The sequence below is a fragment of the Burkholderia diffusa genome, assembly GCF_001718315.1.
Classification (GTDB): Bacteria; Pseudomonadota; Gammaproteobacteria; order Burkholderiales; family Burkholderiaceae; genus Burkholderia; species Burkholderia diffusa_B.
In genome coordinates, this window is the sequence record NZ_CP013364.1 from 432,404 (window position 1) to 446,600 (window position 14,197).

Sequence of the window (14,197 nt, forward strand, 5' to 3'; positions counted from 1 at the left end):
CCTTTTACGCTCCACTGCACGTACCGCACACGACCATGATCGAATTCAAATGGGATCACCTGCAACTCTGCTCGGCTGATGCCGAGGCCACCGCCGCGTGGTTCGCGCGCTGCCTGAACGCCGAAATCGTGCGGCGCCCCGGCCGCGTCGACCTGCGGATCGGGGCGATCAACCTCTTCATCACGGCGCTGCCGGACGCATGTCCGGCGATCGTGCCGGACGGCGCGCGCATGCAAGGGATCGACCACTTGGGCGTGCTGGTCGAGGATCTGGATGCGGCTTACGCGCATCTAGTCGACAACGGCGCAGAGATCGTCCAGCCCGTCACGCGGATCCGCGCCGGCGTGCGCGGCTGTTTCGTGCGCGCGCCCGGCGACATCCTAGTCGAGGTGCTCGAGCGGCGCCCGGCCGAGATGACATTCAACTGAACCCGGTCTATAGTCGGCGCAAGCGGCCGCGCACCGGCCGCATCCTCATCACGACTCCCCATGCAGAACTGGATCACCCTGACGGAAGCGGCACGGCGGCTCGGCGTGCGGGCGCAGACCGTCTACGCGTACGCGAGCCGCGGCAGCATTGCGGTGATGCAGGATCCCGACGATCCGCGCAAGAGCCTGTATCGGACCGAGGATGTGGTCGCGCTGTGCCGCAAGAAACAGGTCGGCCGCAAGCGAGCGGCGCTCGCGGCCAGCACGATCTTTGGCGCCGAGCCGTGCATCTACAGCGGCATCACCACGTTCTCGAAAGGCCGCGCATGGTATCGCGGCCGCGACAGCATTGAACTCGCGGATACCGCGACGCTCGAGGAAACGGCTGCGCTGCTCTGGCAGGCCACCGCGCCGGTGTCGTTCGACGCGCCGGTGATCGTGCTGCCGCCCGGCGAGCGCGACCGGCAATGTGCGTTCACGATGCTCGCGACGCTGGCCGCGTTTGGCCATTCGACGCTCGGTCGGCTCGACAGCGCGCTGCACATCGAGGCCGGGCAGCTCGTCGCGATCGTGTCGCGCGCGTTCGGCGCGCACGACGATGCCGGCGCAAGCCCGCTTCACGCCCATCAGCGGCTTGCCGCAGGCTGGGGCCTCGACAGCCATGGCGCAGACCTGTTGCGCCGCGCGTTGGTGCTAGCCGCCGATCACGAGATCACGAGTTCTGCATTCGCCGCGCGCATCACCGCATCGACCGGCGCGTCGCTGGCGGGTTGCCTGCTGACGGGACTCGCGACGTTATCGGGGCCGCTGCACGGCGACGCGTCGGGACGCGTGCGTGCGGTGTTCGACGACGTGCAGCGATTGGGTGCCGAGTGCGTCGTCGATCATCACCTGAAGTCCGCGATCCCCATTCCCGGTTTCGGCCATCATCTTTACCCCGACGGAGATCCTCGTGCGGCCGCGCTGCTCGCGCGACTCGATCCGCCCGCCGAACTCGCGCGCTTCGTCAGCAAGGTTACGAAACTCACCGGCCAGCGGCCGACCATCGATGTCGCGCTAGCAACGCTGTCGGTTCAGCTTCAGCTGCCACGCGATGCGGCGTTCGGCCTGTTCTCGATCGCGCGCAGCGTCGGGCTGCTCGCACACTGCATCGAGCAACTGCGCGTCGGCAAGGTGATCCGGCCGCGCAGCCGCTATACGGGTCCGACGCTCGACGATCGGCATCTGCGGCCCGCCGCTGACGAAGACGGCAAACAGACAGAAGCCGGCGTGATCGACAAGAACCGCCTGTTCAAGGTGGTGGGATAACCTGCCGGACAGCCGTCAACCAATCCAGAATTAATTCCGTTTGCGAATAAATATGGCCGCTGGCCGTGGCTGCGAAGACCGGGATCAACTCCTCTTCGGCGCCGTCGCTGGCGGTCACGCATTGTGCCGGAACTGAACTTGAACCGACAAACATGCCGTAGCGATAAGGTTCCTTCTATGTTGCTGGTGCGCTCATCCCGACGGCAGGGGCGGCATGCGACCGTGAATGGCGGTTCCGGTGCGACGCGAATGGCTCTGAGCGACCCTTCTCAGCCGATCGGCTGTGTGATCAATCGATGTCTGTTTACGAAGCGCAGCGACCGTCGCCTATTCAGATTCATCTAGCGGATTGCTATCTCAGACGCTTAGCGAAGCCAACTCGTACTGTCGCGTGTCCTCAAGGCGATTAGCCTGGAGAAATGACTCGTATCGGGCGTGATCCTATCCGGGCGCCCGTATTCTCATCAACGGCCACCGGCTTGATTTCCGTCCCGGCTTCGGCATCGAGGAAACGCACTAGGTCACCGCCACCACGGTGCTCGCGTCCCCACGCGCCAATCATGAAGAGCGCCGGCAAAACGTCACGTCCGGCCGCAGTCAGGACATATTCCTCTCGCGGAGGGTTCTCCGAATACAGCCGCTTCTCCAGCATGTCTTCCTCCGTCAGCTTCGCGAGCCGCCGAGAAAGGATCGTCGGAGCAATGCCGAGGCTTTTGCGGAACTGGTCAAAGCGGGTAAGCCCCGCATGGGCATCCCGCAGGATCAACAGACTCCACGCGTCGCCGAACACGGCCAGACTGCGCGCGATCGGGCACGGTTCATCGCAGGGAATTTCCTTGTCCATACTGTTTCGATAGTGACTGTGTTAGCATGGTTAGTATCGATTCGATAGTAACACTTTCGACGACATCCCCCGTACCACCTGGAGACTTGACTGATGAGCACGAACGACATGCGTGTGGCCATCGTGACCGGGGCGTCCTCCGGCATTGGACGGGCCACGGCCTTGGCCCTCGGGCAGGCGGGTTACCGTGTATTCGGAACCAGCCGCAAGGCATATCCCGTAAGCGCCGATGGCATCACGATGCTGGCGTGCGACGTGACCGACGACGACTCCGTACGAAATATGGTTACCGAAGTAGTGGGAGCAGTTGGAAGGATCGACCTGCTGGTCAACAACGCAGGCATCGGCCTGTTCGGCGCCGCCGAAGAGTCGTCTGCCGCACAGGCCGGGGCGCTATTCGATGTCAATGTGTTCGGCGTGCTTCGCGTCACCAACGCGGTTCTGCCGGAGATGCGTCGCCAGAAGCGGGGGCGGATCATCAACATGAGTTCCGTGCTGGGTCTGGTCCCGTCGCCCTACAGCGCCCTGTACGCGTCGACGAAGCATGCGGTGGAGGGCTACTCCGAATCGCTGGACCACGAGTTGCGCACGCGTGGCATCCGCGTCGTGCTGGTGGAACCTGCCGTGACCCGTACGTCGTTCGAGGACAACACGATCAGGCCGGACCGCGAGTTGCCCGTCTACGATTCGGATCGCGCCCGGATTCATGCGCTGTTACCAGCCATGATCGCAGCGGGTGATGCTCCAGAGATCGTCGCCGCCACGGTGCTCAAGGCCGCGACAGAGATCGCGCCGAAGCGGCGATACACCGCAGGCAAACAGGCCAGTCAGGTGCGTTTTCTGCGCCGCTATCTGCCTGAGTCCTTCGTGGACAAAGCCATTCGTAAATTCAATCGATTGCCGGCATAAGCAGGCGAAGGCGAAGGAACGTCCGCACCTGCGGCCCCTCGCCCAACGCTTCGCCGGTGGTCCATGGAAGGACCGCAAAGTCACTTCGCGAGGGCCGCTAGCTGGGTAAAGCGGACTTTTGAATGGCGATCAGTCGTGTGAGCCAATGACCGAGCCTGGCCGAACCCGAAAGTTCGGCCGGCACCCGTTAGCGGCCTGCCCGATCTCGGCGCGAACTTCTCTTGTCGACCCACAAGGGACGTCCGGCTCTCCGCGAAGCGGACATTCAACGCACGGACGAATTCAACTTTTCGAGGCAGCAAGAGGCGCGATCTAATTGTGAAATTCGGACAGAAACGCGTCTCGAGCACGCAATCCGACTGGCGTTTTCTGCGGTCCCATACCGTCGTCCTGTATCACTCTCGCGAACACAAGGGTTTTGCCGTCACGCCGCGCCCATCCAACGAACCATCCCCAGCCGCGCGTCGTGTCGTCTGACCCGTCAGCGTTGGCGGGGAACCCGGTGCCGGTTTTTCCATGGACGTCCCACCCGTCCGAAAGCCGAGTGACTTCCGTTATCTGTTCAGTCATCGCGAAGGCATGCTCGCTTGCGGGCAACTTGCGATTCACTAATCTGGTCAGAAAGGCTACCTGCTCCAGCGGACTAATTTGAAGCGATGAGTCGATCCATGCATGAGTCAATCCGTCGGGGCGGCGCCCGTCGCCTGCAACGTCCGCGTTACCAAAATCGAATTTCTTCGCATAGTCTGCAAAGCGGCTCATGCCTAGCGATTTCGTTACCTGTTGAGAGAACCAGACTACCGAATATTTGATCCAGCGAGTCGGATCGGTTGGTTGCTTCCATGCTGCGCCGCCCCAATCTGGATAGCCTTCCTGAAACTGAAGTGTCGGGGTATGGGCGTCTTTCAGAAAGCCTGAATCATATCCCATCAAGCTGATGGCGATCTTGGAGGTCGATGCTGGAGTCGTGCGGATAGAACAGTGCCCCTGTTTCCATCAGTATTTTGCCGATGCCCGGATCGCTAACGACTGTGCATATCGTGTGCGCATTGACTGAAGTGACAACGCTTGCAATCGCAGCGGCCAGAAGCATTCGATGTTTCATCACGTCTCTTTTCTCGTTGGCATGGGCAGAGGCGTTATCTCTCGCCTCATTGGAGTCAGGGCCGTCGGCGACCGTCGCAACGCCCCACTATGAAGGCGAAGCGTCACCGGACGCTATCCCGCTGTATCACGAATGTTTCGGCGCGGGCGCCATAGTACTTCGTCACCTCGGCGTCGGCCATCAGTTTGGATGACTTCAGGATTGGTCCCGCCACCCTATACAGTCGATCGGGATCAGGACCGTACATATACAAATACCCATCATTGCCGTCGATATGAAACTCCGTCTCACCAAGTTCGCCAACACCCGCACGTTTTATTGCACTTTCCAGTCGCTGTTCGAGGACCCGAATTCGCGCCCGGTCCTTGGGGTAGTAATCGAAATGGACCATCATTACCGGTCCTGGTGGCCTCTGTGGCTGTTCCGAAGCTGCTCTGCCTGCGAACAGAACTATGCATAGGCCCACGACAAATACTTTTATTCTCAACATGGGTGCGATATCGTCTGCAAGATGAAACTCAATTGTCGACGATGTGGACAGTCGCGTCGAGCATCCTTGTGTGGCCGCACCCGGACCCACGATACGGCTGGGTCTGCTGAGGCAACTATCCGATGGCCCGACGCCTGCATGCAGGCGCTACCCACGTCCGCAGACGCGCCGCTGGGACGGCGATCGTGAGCCCGCCCCCCCGCAATCCGCTGATCGACGCGCTGCGCGGCGTGTCGATCCTGCTCGTTTTGCTGCATCACTTCAACATAGCGTACGTATTGCGCGATACGGCCGTCTCACGCGCATTCGGCTGGGACGCCGTGCATGCCGTTGTCAGGAACGGCAACTATGGCGTCACGATGTTCTTCGTCATCTCCGGCTACCTGATCACGTCAAACGCACGGCGCCGATGGGGCTGTCTCGCCGCAATCGATGCGCGAACATTTTATGTGTCGCGAATCGCGCGCATCATGCCGTGCCTGCTCCTGTTGCTCGTCCTCGTCAACGGGCTTGCGGCGGCCGGCGTGCCGATGTTCAGCAATCATGCGCCGCTCGGCGTGCCGGTGTCGTTCTGGCTCGTCAATTTCGCGTCGTTGACCTTCTGGATGAACGTGCTGATCGGCTCATACGGCTGGGTCAATTACGCGCTCGGCGTGCTGTGGTCGCTGTCGGTCGAAGAGGTGTTCTACCTGTCGTTTCCACTGCTTTGCATCGCGCTGCGCCGCGATGGGCGACTGCTCGCGTTCTGGGCGTTCGTCGTCGCGATTGGCCCGTTATATCGGGCGACGCATTCTAGCGACGAAGGCGGCTTCCTGTACGCGTACTTCGCGTGCTTCGACGGAATCGCGATCGGCTGCTGTACAGCGCTGCTGGCCGACCGGCCTCTGTGGCGCGCAGTCACGATGCGCACAACGCAATGGCTGACGGTCGCCGGAATGGCCGTTCTCTATCTTGCCTGGCCCATCGCGCAAAGCCACGTCTTCGGCGTGACCGGCATCGCACTCGGCACGGCCGTGCTGCTGATCAACGCGCACGCGAGCGGTGCTGCCGGAAACGTTCGCCTGCTGGCGCCGCTACGCTGGAGCGGCAAACTCAGCTACGAGCTTTATCTGTTCCATCTCGTTGTGCTCGGCGGACTTCGCACGCTGTATCCACCATTGGCGACGCAAGGTAATGAGAAGCTGCTGTTACTCGGCGTTTATCTGGTGCTGTCGGCTGCCGTGAGCACACTGATCGCGCGAGGCTATGCGACACCGCTCGATCGCTTTGTTAAGCGGAAGTGGCTTCGCGCCTCGGCGCAAGTTCCGGACGGCGCTCGCGTTTGACGCTGCGATGCGGGTCCTCACCAGTTGTAACGATTGTCAGCGATCTGGCCATCAACCGCGAATGGCCGAATGTGGCCGGCAAGCGACCGCTCGCCGGCTGCGATGCCATCAAACCTCCGTCTGCTCCGCCATCTCAAGGGCATCGTCGACCTCGATGCCGAGATAGCGAACCGTGCTTTCCAGCTTCGTGTGTCCGAACAGCAACTGCACCGCCCGGAGGTTCTTCGTCCGCCGGTAGATCAGTGAAGCTTTTGTGCGTCGCATCGTATGGGTTCCGTATGCAGTATCGTCAAGGCCAATCGATGCAATCCAACGATGTACCAGCCGGGCATATTGCCGCGTCGACAGATGCGGTGACGTGTGCGACCGGCTCGGGAACAGAAAATCCGCCGCCTTCAGTCCTCGCGCTTCGATCCAAGCTTCGAGGCTCTCACGGGTCTGTTCCGTGATCTCGAATTGCACCGGCCGCTGGGTCTTCTGCTGCATGATTGTCGCTCTGGACGCCACGTGGCTTCCGTGGCGGACATCTTGGACCAGCAACCGCGTAAGATCGCACGCTCGGAGCTTGCTATCAATTGCGAGATTAAACATCGCGAGCTCACGAAGGTTCGACGCTATTTGAAGTCGCGTCCGAATCGCCCAGATTTCTCGGAGCTTTAACGGCGGCTTCTGCCCGGTAAGCTTGCCCTTGTTCCATGGCACACAGTGACGAACGACGACATTCTCGGATTCCATGACAATCTCCTTTCAAGCGAAGGGAGATTGAGTGTGCGCCTTTTCCGGCGGGCGCTATCCGACCCGAAGGGGACCTTCAGATTTGCCGAAAGCTGCCGTTCACATTGCTTATAGGCTGCTCCGGCGTATAAGATCGGTCGAGGCGATTATTCCACACTCTGACTCGCTGGAGCGAGTCAGAGTTATCTTGGAGTGGGAATTCTCTTGAAAACAATGGTAAAGCGTTTCCTGTTAGCGTTGATCGCCCTGATGGCTTGCGTTCGCGGTGGAGTTGCGTTGGCAGAAACCCCGCCCGGCCAGGCCTTTTCTCCTGATGCAAAAATCCAGAAAATCGCGGAAGCCTACTCGCTAGACGCCGTTGACTTCTCCGCGAAACAGTTTGGAATAAAACTCGACTGGTCGGACGCGAGTATTGCAAGTGTCGAAAAGGTCTTGGCGCAAATGAGTTCATCCTACGTCAGCACTAGTCCCAAGCCAACGGACGAGCAAGTAATGTCATTTGCGAAAGCCTATGGAAGTTACGTCGGAGAGGTGTATCGCCGCAATCATGGTGGAGAATGGGGTATGGTTACCCTCGGCGAAAGCCGATTCCCGGGTTTGCGAACTACCACAGGTTCCAGCTTCTGGCCATGGGGACGGGTGTTCAATCGGATCACCAAGGGGACGGAGGACAATATCGCCGACTACTACGCGGCCCTATTGAAGAAATAGGCAGCTGACGGCGCATCCAGTCGACTTGGCCATGAAGGTGCCAACGATTCAAGCCACGACATTGACCGTCCGTTCCTGGCCGAGACCGTGTAAAAACGCGCAGAACGGCTGACCGGTGACGCCCAGTTGGGCGGGCAGTTGTTTTCGACCGAGGTGCAGGCAGATGAAGTAATTGTGTTTTGCGGGTAAGCAGCGTCGGCTCGCGAGTTCACGCGCCTGCCAGCTTCATCGCTCGCATCGTCTTTGCGAATCCGAGTATCCTGATCACCCGCTTGAGGTTGTAGGCCAGTACATGCAAACTCATTTCGGCCGCAACATGGCCCAAACAGCGAGTCTGGAAGTGGGTTGAGCCCATCCAGTGTTTGAGTGTGCCGAACACGTGTTCGACCGTCCGGCGCCGTATCGTCATGGCGTCAAGCTGGCGATCCAGTCTTGACTGCATTGCCTCAAGCACCGCCTCGCGTTCCCATCGTCGGATGCGTCTGTAGTCTGCCGGCGTGCACTGGCTTTTCATCGGGCACTTCGGGCAAGCGCTACTCCAGTACGTTCGCAGCTCCAGCAGATTTGCGCCTTCGAAGGAGGTGTATCGGTATATCGCACGTTGACCTGCTGGGCACAGGTACTGATCATCTCTGGCGATATAGATGAATTCGGCCCGGTCGAACCGTCCATCCGCCTTTGCACCTGATGTCTGTGTTTTCGGTACCAGCGCCGCAATACCCGCGTCGTCGCAAGCCTTGATTTCCGTTGCATTGAAGTATCCACGATCGGCCAGTGCCTTGAGCTTCTTCTTGCCCATCGCTTCGCGCGCGGCTTTGGCCATTGGGCTTAGCTGCGCGCGGTCACTACCGACGTTCGTCACTTCATGTGTCACGATGAGGTGATGCTTCGTATCAACAGCCACCTGAACGTTGTAGCCCACCACGCCGGTGCCTTTTGCCTGCGACATCATCGAGCGCGAGTCGGGATCAATCAGCGAGACCTGTTTTTCCGGTAAGTCATTCAACAGTTCTGCGGCTCGATCCAGTTCCCGCATCTGCTCGCGCAGCGTCTGGATCTTTTCTCTTAGCCGTTCGGTTTTGGCTTCCACCTCGACTGGCTGCGTGCGATCCGCCGTCTCCAGAGCATCCAGATAACGCTGAATGGTCTGTTCGATCTGTTCCTGACGCCTAGCGATCTTGTTGGGCGTGAAGTTGTTATCGCGGCTGTTGACGGCCTTGAACTTGCTGCCGTCGATGGCAACGACTGCTTGCGTGAAGAGCTTCAAGTCGCGGCATATCACCACGAAGCGCCGACATACATTGCGAATGCCGACGCCGTTGTTGCGTCTGAACTCGGCGATTGTCTTGAAGTCCGGCGCGAGGCGCCCGGTCAACCACATCAGTTCGACATTACGCTGGCACTCGCGCTCCAGACGTCGGCTCGACTGCACGCGGTTTAGATAGCCGTAGATGTAGAGTTTGAGCAGAACGGCCGGATGGTAAGACGGTCGGCCCGTATTCGCAGGCGTGGTGCCCTCGAATCCCATCGAAGCCAGATCGAGCTCGTCGACGAATGCATCAACTATCCGCACGGGATTGTCTTCGGCGATAAAGTCTTCGAGACATTCCGGCAGCAGCGTTGCCTGATTGCGGTTTGCACCTTCGACAAATCGCCCCATCTCCGCCTCTCGCGCTAACAGGTTGATTCAGTCTAGGCGATTGATCTGGATTCCGGGCAATATATGCGTTCAACACGTGGCCAGTCACGACACAATGGAGACGGAGATGGTGTTTTTTGCATGCTCGAAGATCGGGGTTGCCGCATTCGAAAGTCTATGGCGCGATAACAACGACCATCAATTGTGGGTGGACGCAGGCGTGCTAACTGAGGAAGAAATTGCGGTGCTTCGCTCTACAGGAGCACTCGTCACGAATTTTGCGGGCCATGCTCGCGCGGGAGACGCCAAGGAAATGGCGTGCGCAGTTGCCGTAATTCAAGAGCACCATCCCGTCGAACCGATTTGGATCGAGGCTGCGTGAATTGAACGGTAGTTTTCTCGTCCGAGGCGTTCTCCGTGCGTTTTTACACGGTCTCGGCCGACTGCTGCCAGATGTGGCCGGCCTTAGCCGACCCACAAGCGACTTTCAATTCGTCCGCATACCAACGGCCGTTGCCGAAGACAAAGCTGCAGACCCAATGAGAGACGGCCTCGCTAAGGTCAGGTCAGCGCGGACACCGCCATTCGTTGGGAGCGTCGGCGCAAATACAGGTTGTTGAGAACCAATGCAGACGCGGTCATCGCGGCGCCGAGTACCTGTGCTCCGCCTGGCATAACTCCTGTCAATGCCGACACGGTAAATGCAGTAATCGGCACCACGTCCATGAACAGCACTCCATTCATCGGTCCGAGAATCCTGTTACCAGAAATCCAACAGAGAATCGCCGCAAAACCCGCGATCGGGCCCATGTAAATCAGGTGCGGCGTGATCGTCCGAAGTGCTGCGAGCGTGGGAGCGGGTATTGCGTGCGTCACGATGAGCAGCACGTTCACGCCGACAATCGTGCTCAATCCCAGCCATGTCGTAATTGTCGTGTATTTGAGCGCCGACCAGCGTGTGAAGTACGCGGAGCCGAAAGTGTAAACAACCCAACAGAGTGCACCCAGAACGATGAGGCCGCTTGCCGCGTAGTGTTGCGGAGCGAGCACCGCAGTCCGCAGATCACCCCGCGTGATGACGAGGGCGACACCCGTGAACGAGACGACAACGAATAGAAATGAAGGAAGCGGGGGCGCGGATCTCCGCACGAACGCATTGAGGAGCAACCCCATCATCGGTTGCGTGGCCATCATGATAGACGCGCTAAGTGCCCCTTGTTCTCCAGCTAACTGCTGCCCCAGAAAGACAAACGATCCGAACCCGCAGAAGCCAATCGAACCAAGCAACCAGGCAATCAGCAGCGACTTGCCATCTGCTCGTAACGCACCGATTCCTTCCCGTTGCAGCAATAGGACGACAAAGGCCACGCCCGCGATTAGGTACCGGAATGAAGTAAATGTAAAAGGATCGATGTAACGTAGCGCATCAGTCATGACGGGAAACATCACACCAAACAGAATTGTGGCGACGAGGCAGCAAGCAATCCCGTTCCAATAGCCGACAGACTTTGAAGCCAAAGCGGTCGATGAATTCATGAATGGTCATTCTCAAAATCATTAAAAAATTCGGCATTCACCTTTAGTGGATGCCGCCGACCGAGCTATGACACTCGGATATGCTTCACGTCACTGCGCGCAACGCCATGTCGACGATCGATGCGAGTGCAGTCTCGTTCATGTCGACCTTACCGAGCACGCGTATCCCTTGAACCATGCATAGTAGGAATCGCCCGGCTTCCTCTGCGTCGATACGACGATCGAATTCGCCGACTTGCTGACCTCTTGCAATCGCGAGGCTGAATTGCGTCGCTATACGCTGCAAAGTCAATTCAATTTTTGACCGCAGAGCTTGATCGCCCGGCAGGAGTTCGATCACTGCATTGGTAATAAAGCAGCCATGGCGCTCGGATAGGTTCACGCTCACTTTCGTATAGTGCAGAAGCGCTTCGCGAAGTGCCCGTCGTGGAGGCAAGTCGGCAGTCAACCTCTCCTTCAGTCGTGCAATGGCCCCTTCTGCATAACGGTCGAACGCCGCAACGAGCAATCCATGCTTATCGCCAAAGGTTCTATACAGGCTGCCGCGAAAGACCCCGGTCGCTTCGCATAGCGCATCGACGGGAGTCGCATGGTAGCCGTGTTCCCAAAACACTCGCGCAGCAGCCTCGATTGCGCGGTCAACATCGAATTCTCGTGGTCGTCCGCGCTCAGCGGCTCGCCCAGAATGACGGCGGTTTGTATCAGGCATCTTCATGAGAACCATAATAGGACTGTTCAGTATCAAAATCAACATCTCACGTGGCGCGGAGGATGTCCGATCCCCCAGGTCGACGGACACTGATGGCGACTTCAACGACGAGATGCGGGAATCGCCCGGGAACGTTGCTCTCATGGACCGCTGAACGCCGTGGATGCGACGTTCGAAGGTCGCGCTGCACATGCGGGTGACCGTCTCGAACTGGCCGAACCCGTACCGACAATGGAGGCTGCACCGCGTCGTTGGAGGCTACGGACTCCGATGGCAGCTGATGCCCCATATCGGCATTCGGGCGATTATTTCCGAGCGCCTCTACCACGGTCGATTGCTGTCCTTCGCCGGAGAGACTTCCTTGAAGGATGGTCCGAAGCATTTACTCCCGGACCCGATGTCGCCACATGTCAACTTGCCGGGCCTCGCCAAAGGGCAGTGCGCCAAGTTCGAGTCGACGCAACGGCTAGAGCGGCAATGTCTCGTTGGTGTCGACCGCATCGAGCAGTCTCGCGACCACTTTTCGCGTTTCACTGAGTTCGCGCAGCCGAGTGTCGAGCTTTTCGACTTCGTCGCGCAGCAACGCGCGAGCTTGCACGCATGGATGAAACACAGGTTTTTCGCCGAGTACGCAAGGCAGCAACAGCCGGATGCTGCTGATCTTCAGTCCTGCCGCGCTGAGCGCGCGAATGCGCTGCGCTGCGTCTATTTCGTCGGAGCCGTAATCGCGGTAGCCCGAATCGGTCCTCTTCGGACTCAGCAGACCTTCCTGTTCGTAATACCGCAGCATCCGCTCACTGATGCCAGTGCGGCGAGCCAACTCTCCGATACGCATGCCATCTCCCGAAAGATATGCTTGACCTTGACAACGGTGTCAAAGTTTAACCTCTTTCGACCGGACGGATTGTCCGCCGCTCTATTCGTGAGGGAACCCTGATGACACCATCGAATGACACGTTTGACGGAACATTTCCGTTTGCTCCGCGCTTCAGCGATGTCGGCGGCTTTCGCATGCATTACGTTGATGAGGGAACCACTGGTGGCGAGGTTGTCCTGTGCATTCATGGGGAACCGACGTGGGGCTATCTGTTTCGTGATCTGATCGCTGCACTCGCGGGCAGCTACCGTGTGATTGCGCCCGACCACATGGGCTTCGGCAAGAGCGAAACGCCGGAACGTCGGACGTACTGGCTGCAGGATCATATCGACAACATTGAAAAGTTCGTGCTTGCCCTGGACTTGAGCAACATCACTCTCGTCATGCACGACTTCGGCGGCCCCGTCGGCATGGGACTGGCCGCACGACATCCCGACCGCATTCGTCGAATCATCAGCACGAACGGCCCGACGCCTTTCGGCCAAAGCACGTTATTCGACCGCCTGAACGCAAATGCCGCAGTCTCGCCTTGGTTCCAGTGGATCCTCCGCGCTAATTCGCAAGGCCGTCTCGAATCCGTGCTGAACGAACTCAGCTTCAATATCCTGAGTACCTTGAAGCTCAACGGCTTCGAAAACCACGCGCGTATCAACGATACGTGGCTGCGTGCCTACAGCTCGCGTTTCGCCGTGCCAACCGACAGTGCTGGCGCGATAGGGTGGGCGAAGGGCTTCGCGATCGGGGCACATCGTTTCGAAATGCCAGACGCGACGGCACTCGATACAATCCGTTCAAAACCAGCGCTCGCAATCTGGGGCGAGGCCGATCGCACGCTGGCAGCTGAACACTTTCTGCCGTTGTTCAGCGAAATCTTTCCCATGGCACCGATTCACCGGCTCGCGGGAGTCGGTCATTACAGCTTCGAGGATGCACCGCGAGAGATCGCCGAGTTGATCACCGCATTCTTAAAGACCCACTAGCTCGCGGTCAACCGGCTCTCAAAACCGGCTTGCTGCGTCAAGGATCGTGCACTCTGTTGATTTCCGCCGAATCTTGCCCCCCCCGGCGGTTGGCGGCCAAAACCGGCCGGCCGTCAACAATCGAGGTCCCGTAAACGCATATGGCCCTGGCATTTCGTGGCACGCTGCCCTGCAGCGCGCAATTTCGTCGATTTCGCTTGCACCTGACGCTACGTCAGCTTTTATGGTTGAAACCGACGACTGGAAAAGCAATGCGACTGAAAGCGAGCCGCGCGTCAGGCAGGTTAACGCGCAACTTGCTACGGGCGTGAGCCGCGCGGAAGCTGAATGCGTAGAACCGTCAGCCAGCGACAATTGACGCCGGACCAGCTCGACGATCTTGTCTGCTCCGCATACAACGTCGGCAATATCGGCGCCGTCGAGGCACTACGCTCCGCGAGCCAGAGCAACAATGCCGGCGTTGTGTCCCGCTTGAACCCGTGCGTCTACATCCATCCGTGCGATGCGCATGGCCAGGACGTGTTCAGCCGGTCGACCGCGCGCTGAAACAGCGCGCCCTGTGCGGGCGAATGCGTGCACTTCCCGGATTCATCAACAGGGA

Annotated in this window: 15 protein-coding genes and 1 pseudogene; 8 read left to right on the top strand and 8 right to left on the bottom strand. The window is 59.1% G+C overall.

The window, feature by feature from the left end; genetic code table 11:
* Window positions 1-35 precede the first annotated feature (35 nt).
* Together WI26_RS28695 and WI26_RS28700 are read left to right on the top strand one after the other, a co-directional pair.
* Window positions 36-428, top strand: coding sequence for a VOC family protein (locus WI26_RS28695; protein WP_011548570.1), 393 nt, complete (start codon window positions 36-38; stop codon window positions 426-428).
* 60 nt (window positions 429-488) lie between these two features.
* Window positions 489-1,736, top strand: a complete 1,248-nt coding sequence (locus WI26_RS28700) for a citrate/2-methylcitrate synthase (RefSeq protein WP_069228087.1) — start codon at window positions 489-491, stop codon at window positions 1,734-1,736.
* A 406-nt stretch (window positions 1,737-2,142) separates the two neighbouring features.
* Here the strand turns inward: WI26_RS28700 and WI26_RS28705 are convergent, their stop codons facing one another.
* The gene (locus WI26_RS28705) at window positions 2,143-2,580 is read right to left on the bottom strand and encodes a winged helix-turn-helix transcriptional regulator (protein WP_069228088.1); all 438 of its coding nucleotides are present in this window, start codon (window positions 2,578-2,580) and stop codon (window positions 2,143-2,145) included.
* A 93-nt stretch (window positions 2,581-2,673) separates the two neighbouring features.
* On the opposite strand from WI26_RS28705, the gene WI26_RS28710 reads away from it, so the two are divergent.
* Window positions 2,674-3,489 (top strand): oxidoreductase, encoded by an 816-nt coding sequence (locus tag WI26_RS28710; protein ID WP_069228089.1) that lies wholly within the window; start codon window positions 2,674-2,676, stop codon window positions 3,487-3,489.
* 312 nt (window positions 3,490-3,801) lie between these two features.
* Here the strand turns inward: WI26_RS28710 and blaOXA are convergent.
* Window positions 3,802-4,594: pseudogene (blaOXA, locus tag WI26_RS28715) on the bottom strand (class D beta-lactamase).
* 103 nt (window positions 4,595-4,697) lie between these two features.
* On the bottom strand, window positions 4,698-4,988 hold the full coding sequence (locus WI26_RS28720; RefSeq protein WP_069228090.1) for a hypothetical protein: 291 nt from the start codon (window positions 4,986-4,988) through the stop codon (window positions 4,698-4,700).
* Between the two features lie 281 nt (window positions 4,989-5,269).
* Between WI26_RS28720 and WI26_RS28725 the strand changes: the two genes are divergently transcribed.
* Window positions 5,270-6,409: an acyltransferase family protein gene (locus WI26_RS28725; protein WP_069228353.1), complete on the top strand. Its 1,140-nt coding sequence runs from the start codon at window positions 5,270-5,272 to the stop codon at window positions 6,407-6,409.
* A 108-nt stretch (window positions 6,410-6,517) separates the two neighbouring features.
* Here WI26_RS28725 and WI26_RS28730 read toward each other — a convergent pair whose 3' ends face one another.
* Window positions 6,518-7,144 (bottom strand): tyrosine-type recombinase/integrase, encoded by a 627-nt coding sequence (locus WI26_RS28730; protein ID WP_069228091.1) that lies wholly within the window; start codon window positions 7,142-7,144, stop codon window positions 6,518-6,520.
* A gap of 204 nt (window positions 7,145-7,348) precedes the next feature.
* On the opposite strand from WI26_RS28730, the gene WI26_RS28735 reads away from it, so the two are divergent.
* Window positions 7,349-7,855 carry a hypothetical protein gene (locus tag WI26_RS28735; protein ID WP_155768844.1) on the top strand — a complete coding sequence of 169 codons (507 nt, stop codon included), beginning with the start codon at window positions 7,349-7,351 and terminating at the stop codon, window positions 7,853-7,855.
* A gap of 208 nt (window positions 7,856-8,063) precedes the next feature.
* Here WI26_RS28735 and WI26_RS28740 read toward each other — a convergent pair whose 3' ends face one another.
* The gene (locus WI26_RS28740; protein WP_069228093.1) at window positions 8,064-9,515 is read right to left on the bottom strand and encodes an IS1182 family transposase; all 1,452 of its coding nucleotides are present in this window, start codon (window positions 9,513-9,515) and stop codon (window positions 8,064-8,066) included.
* 106 nt (window positions 9,516-9,621) lie between these two features.
* Here WI26_RS28740 and WI26_RS28745 point away from each other — a divergent pair, with 106 nt between their 5' ends.
* The gene (locus WI26_RS28745) at window positions 9,622-9,876 is read left to right on the top strand and encodes a hypothetical protein (protein WP_155624433.1); all 255 of its coding nucleotides are present in this window, start codon (window positions 9,622-9,624) and stop codon (window positions 9,874-9,876) included.
* Between the two features lie 179 nt (window positions 9,877-10,055).
* Here the strand turns inward: WI26_RS28745 and WI26_RS28750 are convergent, their stop codons facing one another.
* The 3 genes from WI26_RS28750 to WI26_RS28760 all read right to left on the bottom strand — a co-directional run bounded on the left by WI26_RS28750 (window position 10,056) and on the right by WI26_RS28760 (window position 12,574).
* Window positions 10,056-11,030: a DMT family transporter gene (locus WI26_RS28750; protein WP_069228095.1), complete on the bottom strand. Its 975-nt coding sequence runs from the start codon at window positions 11,028-11,030 to the stop codon at window positions 10,056-10,058.
* A gap of 85 nt (window positions 11,031-11,115) precedes the next feature.
* Window positions 11,116-11,745 (bottom strand): TetR/AcrR family transcriptional regulator, encoded by a 630-nt coding sequence (locus WI26_RS28755; RefSeq protein ID WP_069228354.1) that lies wholly within the window; start codon window positions 11,743-11,745, stop codon window positions 11,116-11,118.
* Window positions 11,746-12,205: 460 nt separating this feature from the next.
* Window positions 12,206-12,574: a MerR family transcriptional regulator gene (locus WI26_RS28760; protein WP_069228096.1), complete on the bottom strand. Its 369-nt coding sequence runs from the start codon at window positions 12,572-12,574 to the stop codon at window positions 12,206-12,208.
* Window positions 12,575-12,675: 101 nt separating this feature from the next.
* Between WI26_RS28760 and WI26_RS28765 the strand changes: the two genes are divergently transcribed.
* Complete coding sequence (locus WI26_RS28765) at window positions 12,676-13,596, top strand: alpha/beta fold hydrolase (RefSeq protein ID WP_069228097.1); 921 nt, start codon at window positions 12,676-12,678, stop codon at window positions 13,594-13,596.
* A 327-nt stretch (window positions 13,597-13,923) separates the two neighbouring features.
* A complete protein-coding gene (locus WI26_RS28770; RefSeq protein ID WP_155768845.1) occupies window positions 13,924-14,142 on the top strand; it encodes a hypothetical protein in 219 nt (72 codons plus the stop codon).
* The last annotated feature ends 55 nt before the right edge of the window (window positions 14,143-14,197 follow it).

What these genes read in the sequence shown, in the direction of transcription:
- WI26_RS28750 (WP_069228095.1), bottom strand. Translation starts at nt 11,030, where the DNA reads ATGAATTCATCGACCGCTTTGGCTTCAAAGTCTGTCGGCTATTGGAAC.
- WI26_RS28755 (WP_069228354.1), bottom strand. Translation starts at nt 11,745, where the DNA reads ATGAAGATGCCTGATACAAACCGCCGTCATTCTGGGCGAGCCGCTGAG.
- WI26_RS28745 (WP_155624433.1), top strand. Translation starts at nt 9,622, where the DNA reads ATGGTGTTTTTTGCATGCTCGAAGATCGGGGTTGCCGCATTCGAAAGT.
- WI26_RS28765 (WP_069228097.1), top strand. Translation starts at nt 12,676, where the DNA reads ATGACACCATCGAATGACACGTTTGACGGAACATTTCCGTTTGCTCCG.
- WI26_RS28770 (WP_155768845.1), top strand. Translation starts at nt 13,924, where the DNA reads ATGCGTAGAACCGTCAGCCAGCGACAATTGACGCCGGACCAGCTCGAC.
- WI26_RS28740 (WP_069228093.1), bottom strand. Translation starts at nt 9,515, where the DNA reads ATGGGGCGATTTGTCGAAGGTGCAAACCGCAATCAGGCAACGCTGCTG.
- WI26_RS28705 (WP_069228088.1), bottom strand. Translation starts at nt 2,580, where the DNA reads ATGGACAAGGAAATTCCCTGCGATGAACCGTGCCCGATCGCGCGCAGT.
- WI26_RS28700 (WP_069228087.1), top strand. Translation starts at nt 489, where the DNA reads ATGCAGAACTGGATCACCCTGACGGAAGCGGCACGGCGGCTCGGCGTG.
- WI26_RS28760 (WP_069228096.1), bottom strand. Translation starts at nt 12,574, where the DNA reads ATGCGTATCGGAGAGTTGGCTCGCCGCACTGGCATCAGTGAGCGGATG.
- WI26_RS28720 (WP_069228090.1), bottom strand. Translation starts at nt 4,988, where the DNA reads ATGATGGTCCATTTCGATTACTACCCCAAGGACCGGGCGCGAATTCGG.
- WI26_RS28710 (WP_069228089.1), top strand. Translation starts at nt 2,674, where the DNA reads ATGAGCACGAACGACATGCGTGTGGCCATCGTGACCGGGGCGTCCTCC.
- WI26_RS28730 (WP_069228091.1), bottom strand. Translation starts at nt 7,144, where the DNA reads ATGGAATCCGAGAATGTCGTCGTTCGTCACTGTGTGCCATGGAACAAG.
- WI26_RS28695 (WP_011548570.1), top strand. Translation starts at nt 36, where the DNA reads ATGATCGAATTCAAATGGGATCACCTGCAACTCTGCTCGGCTGATGCC.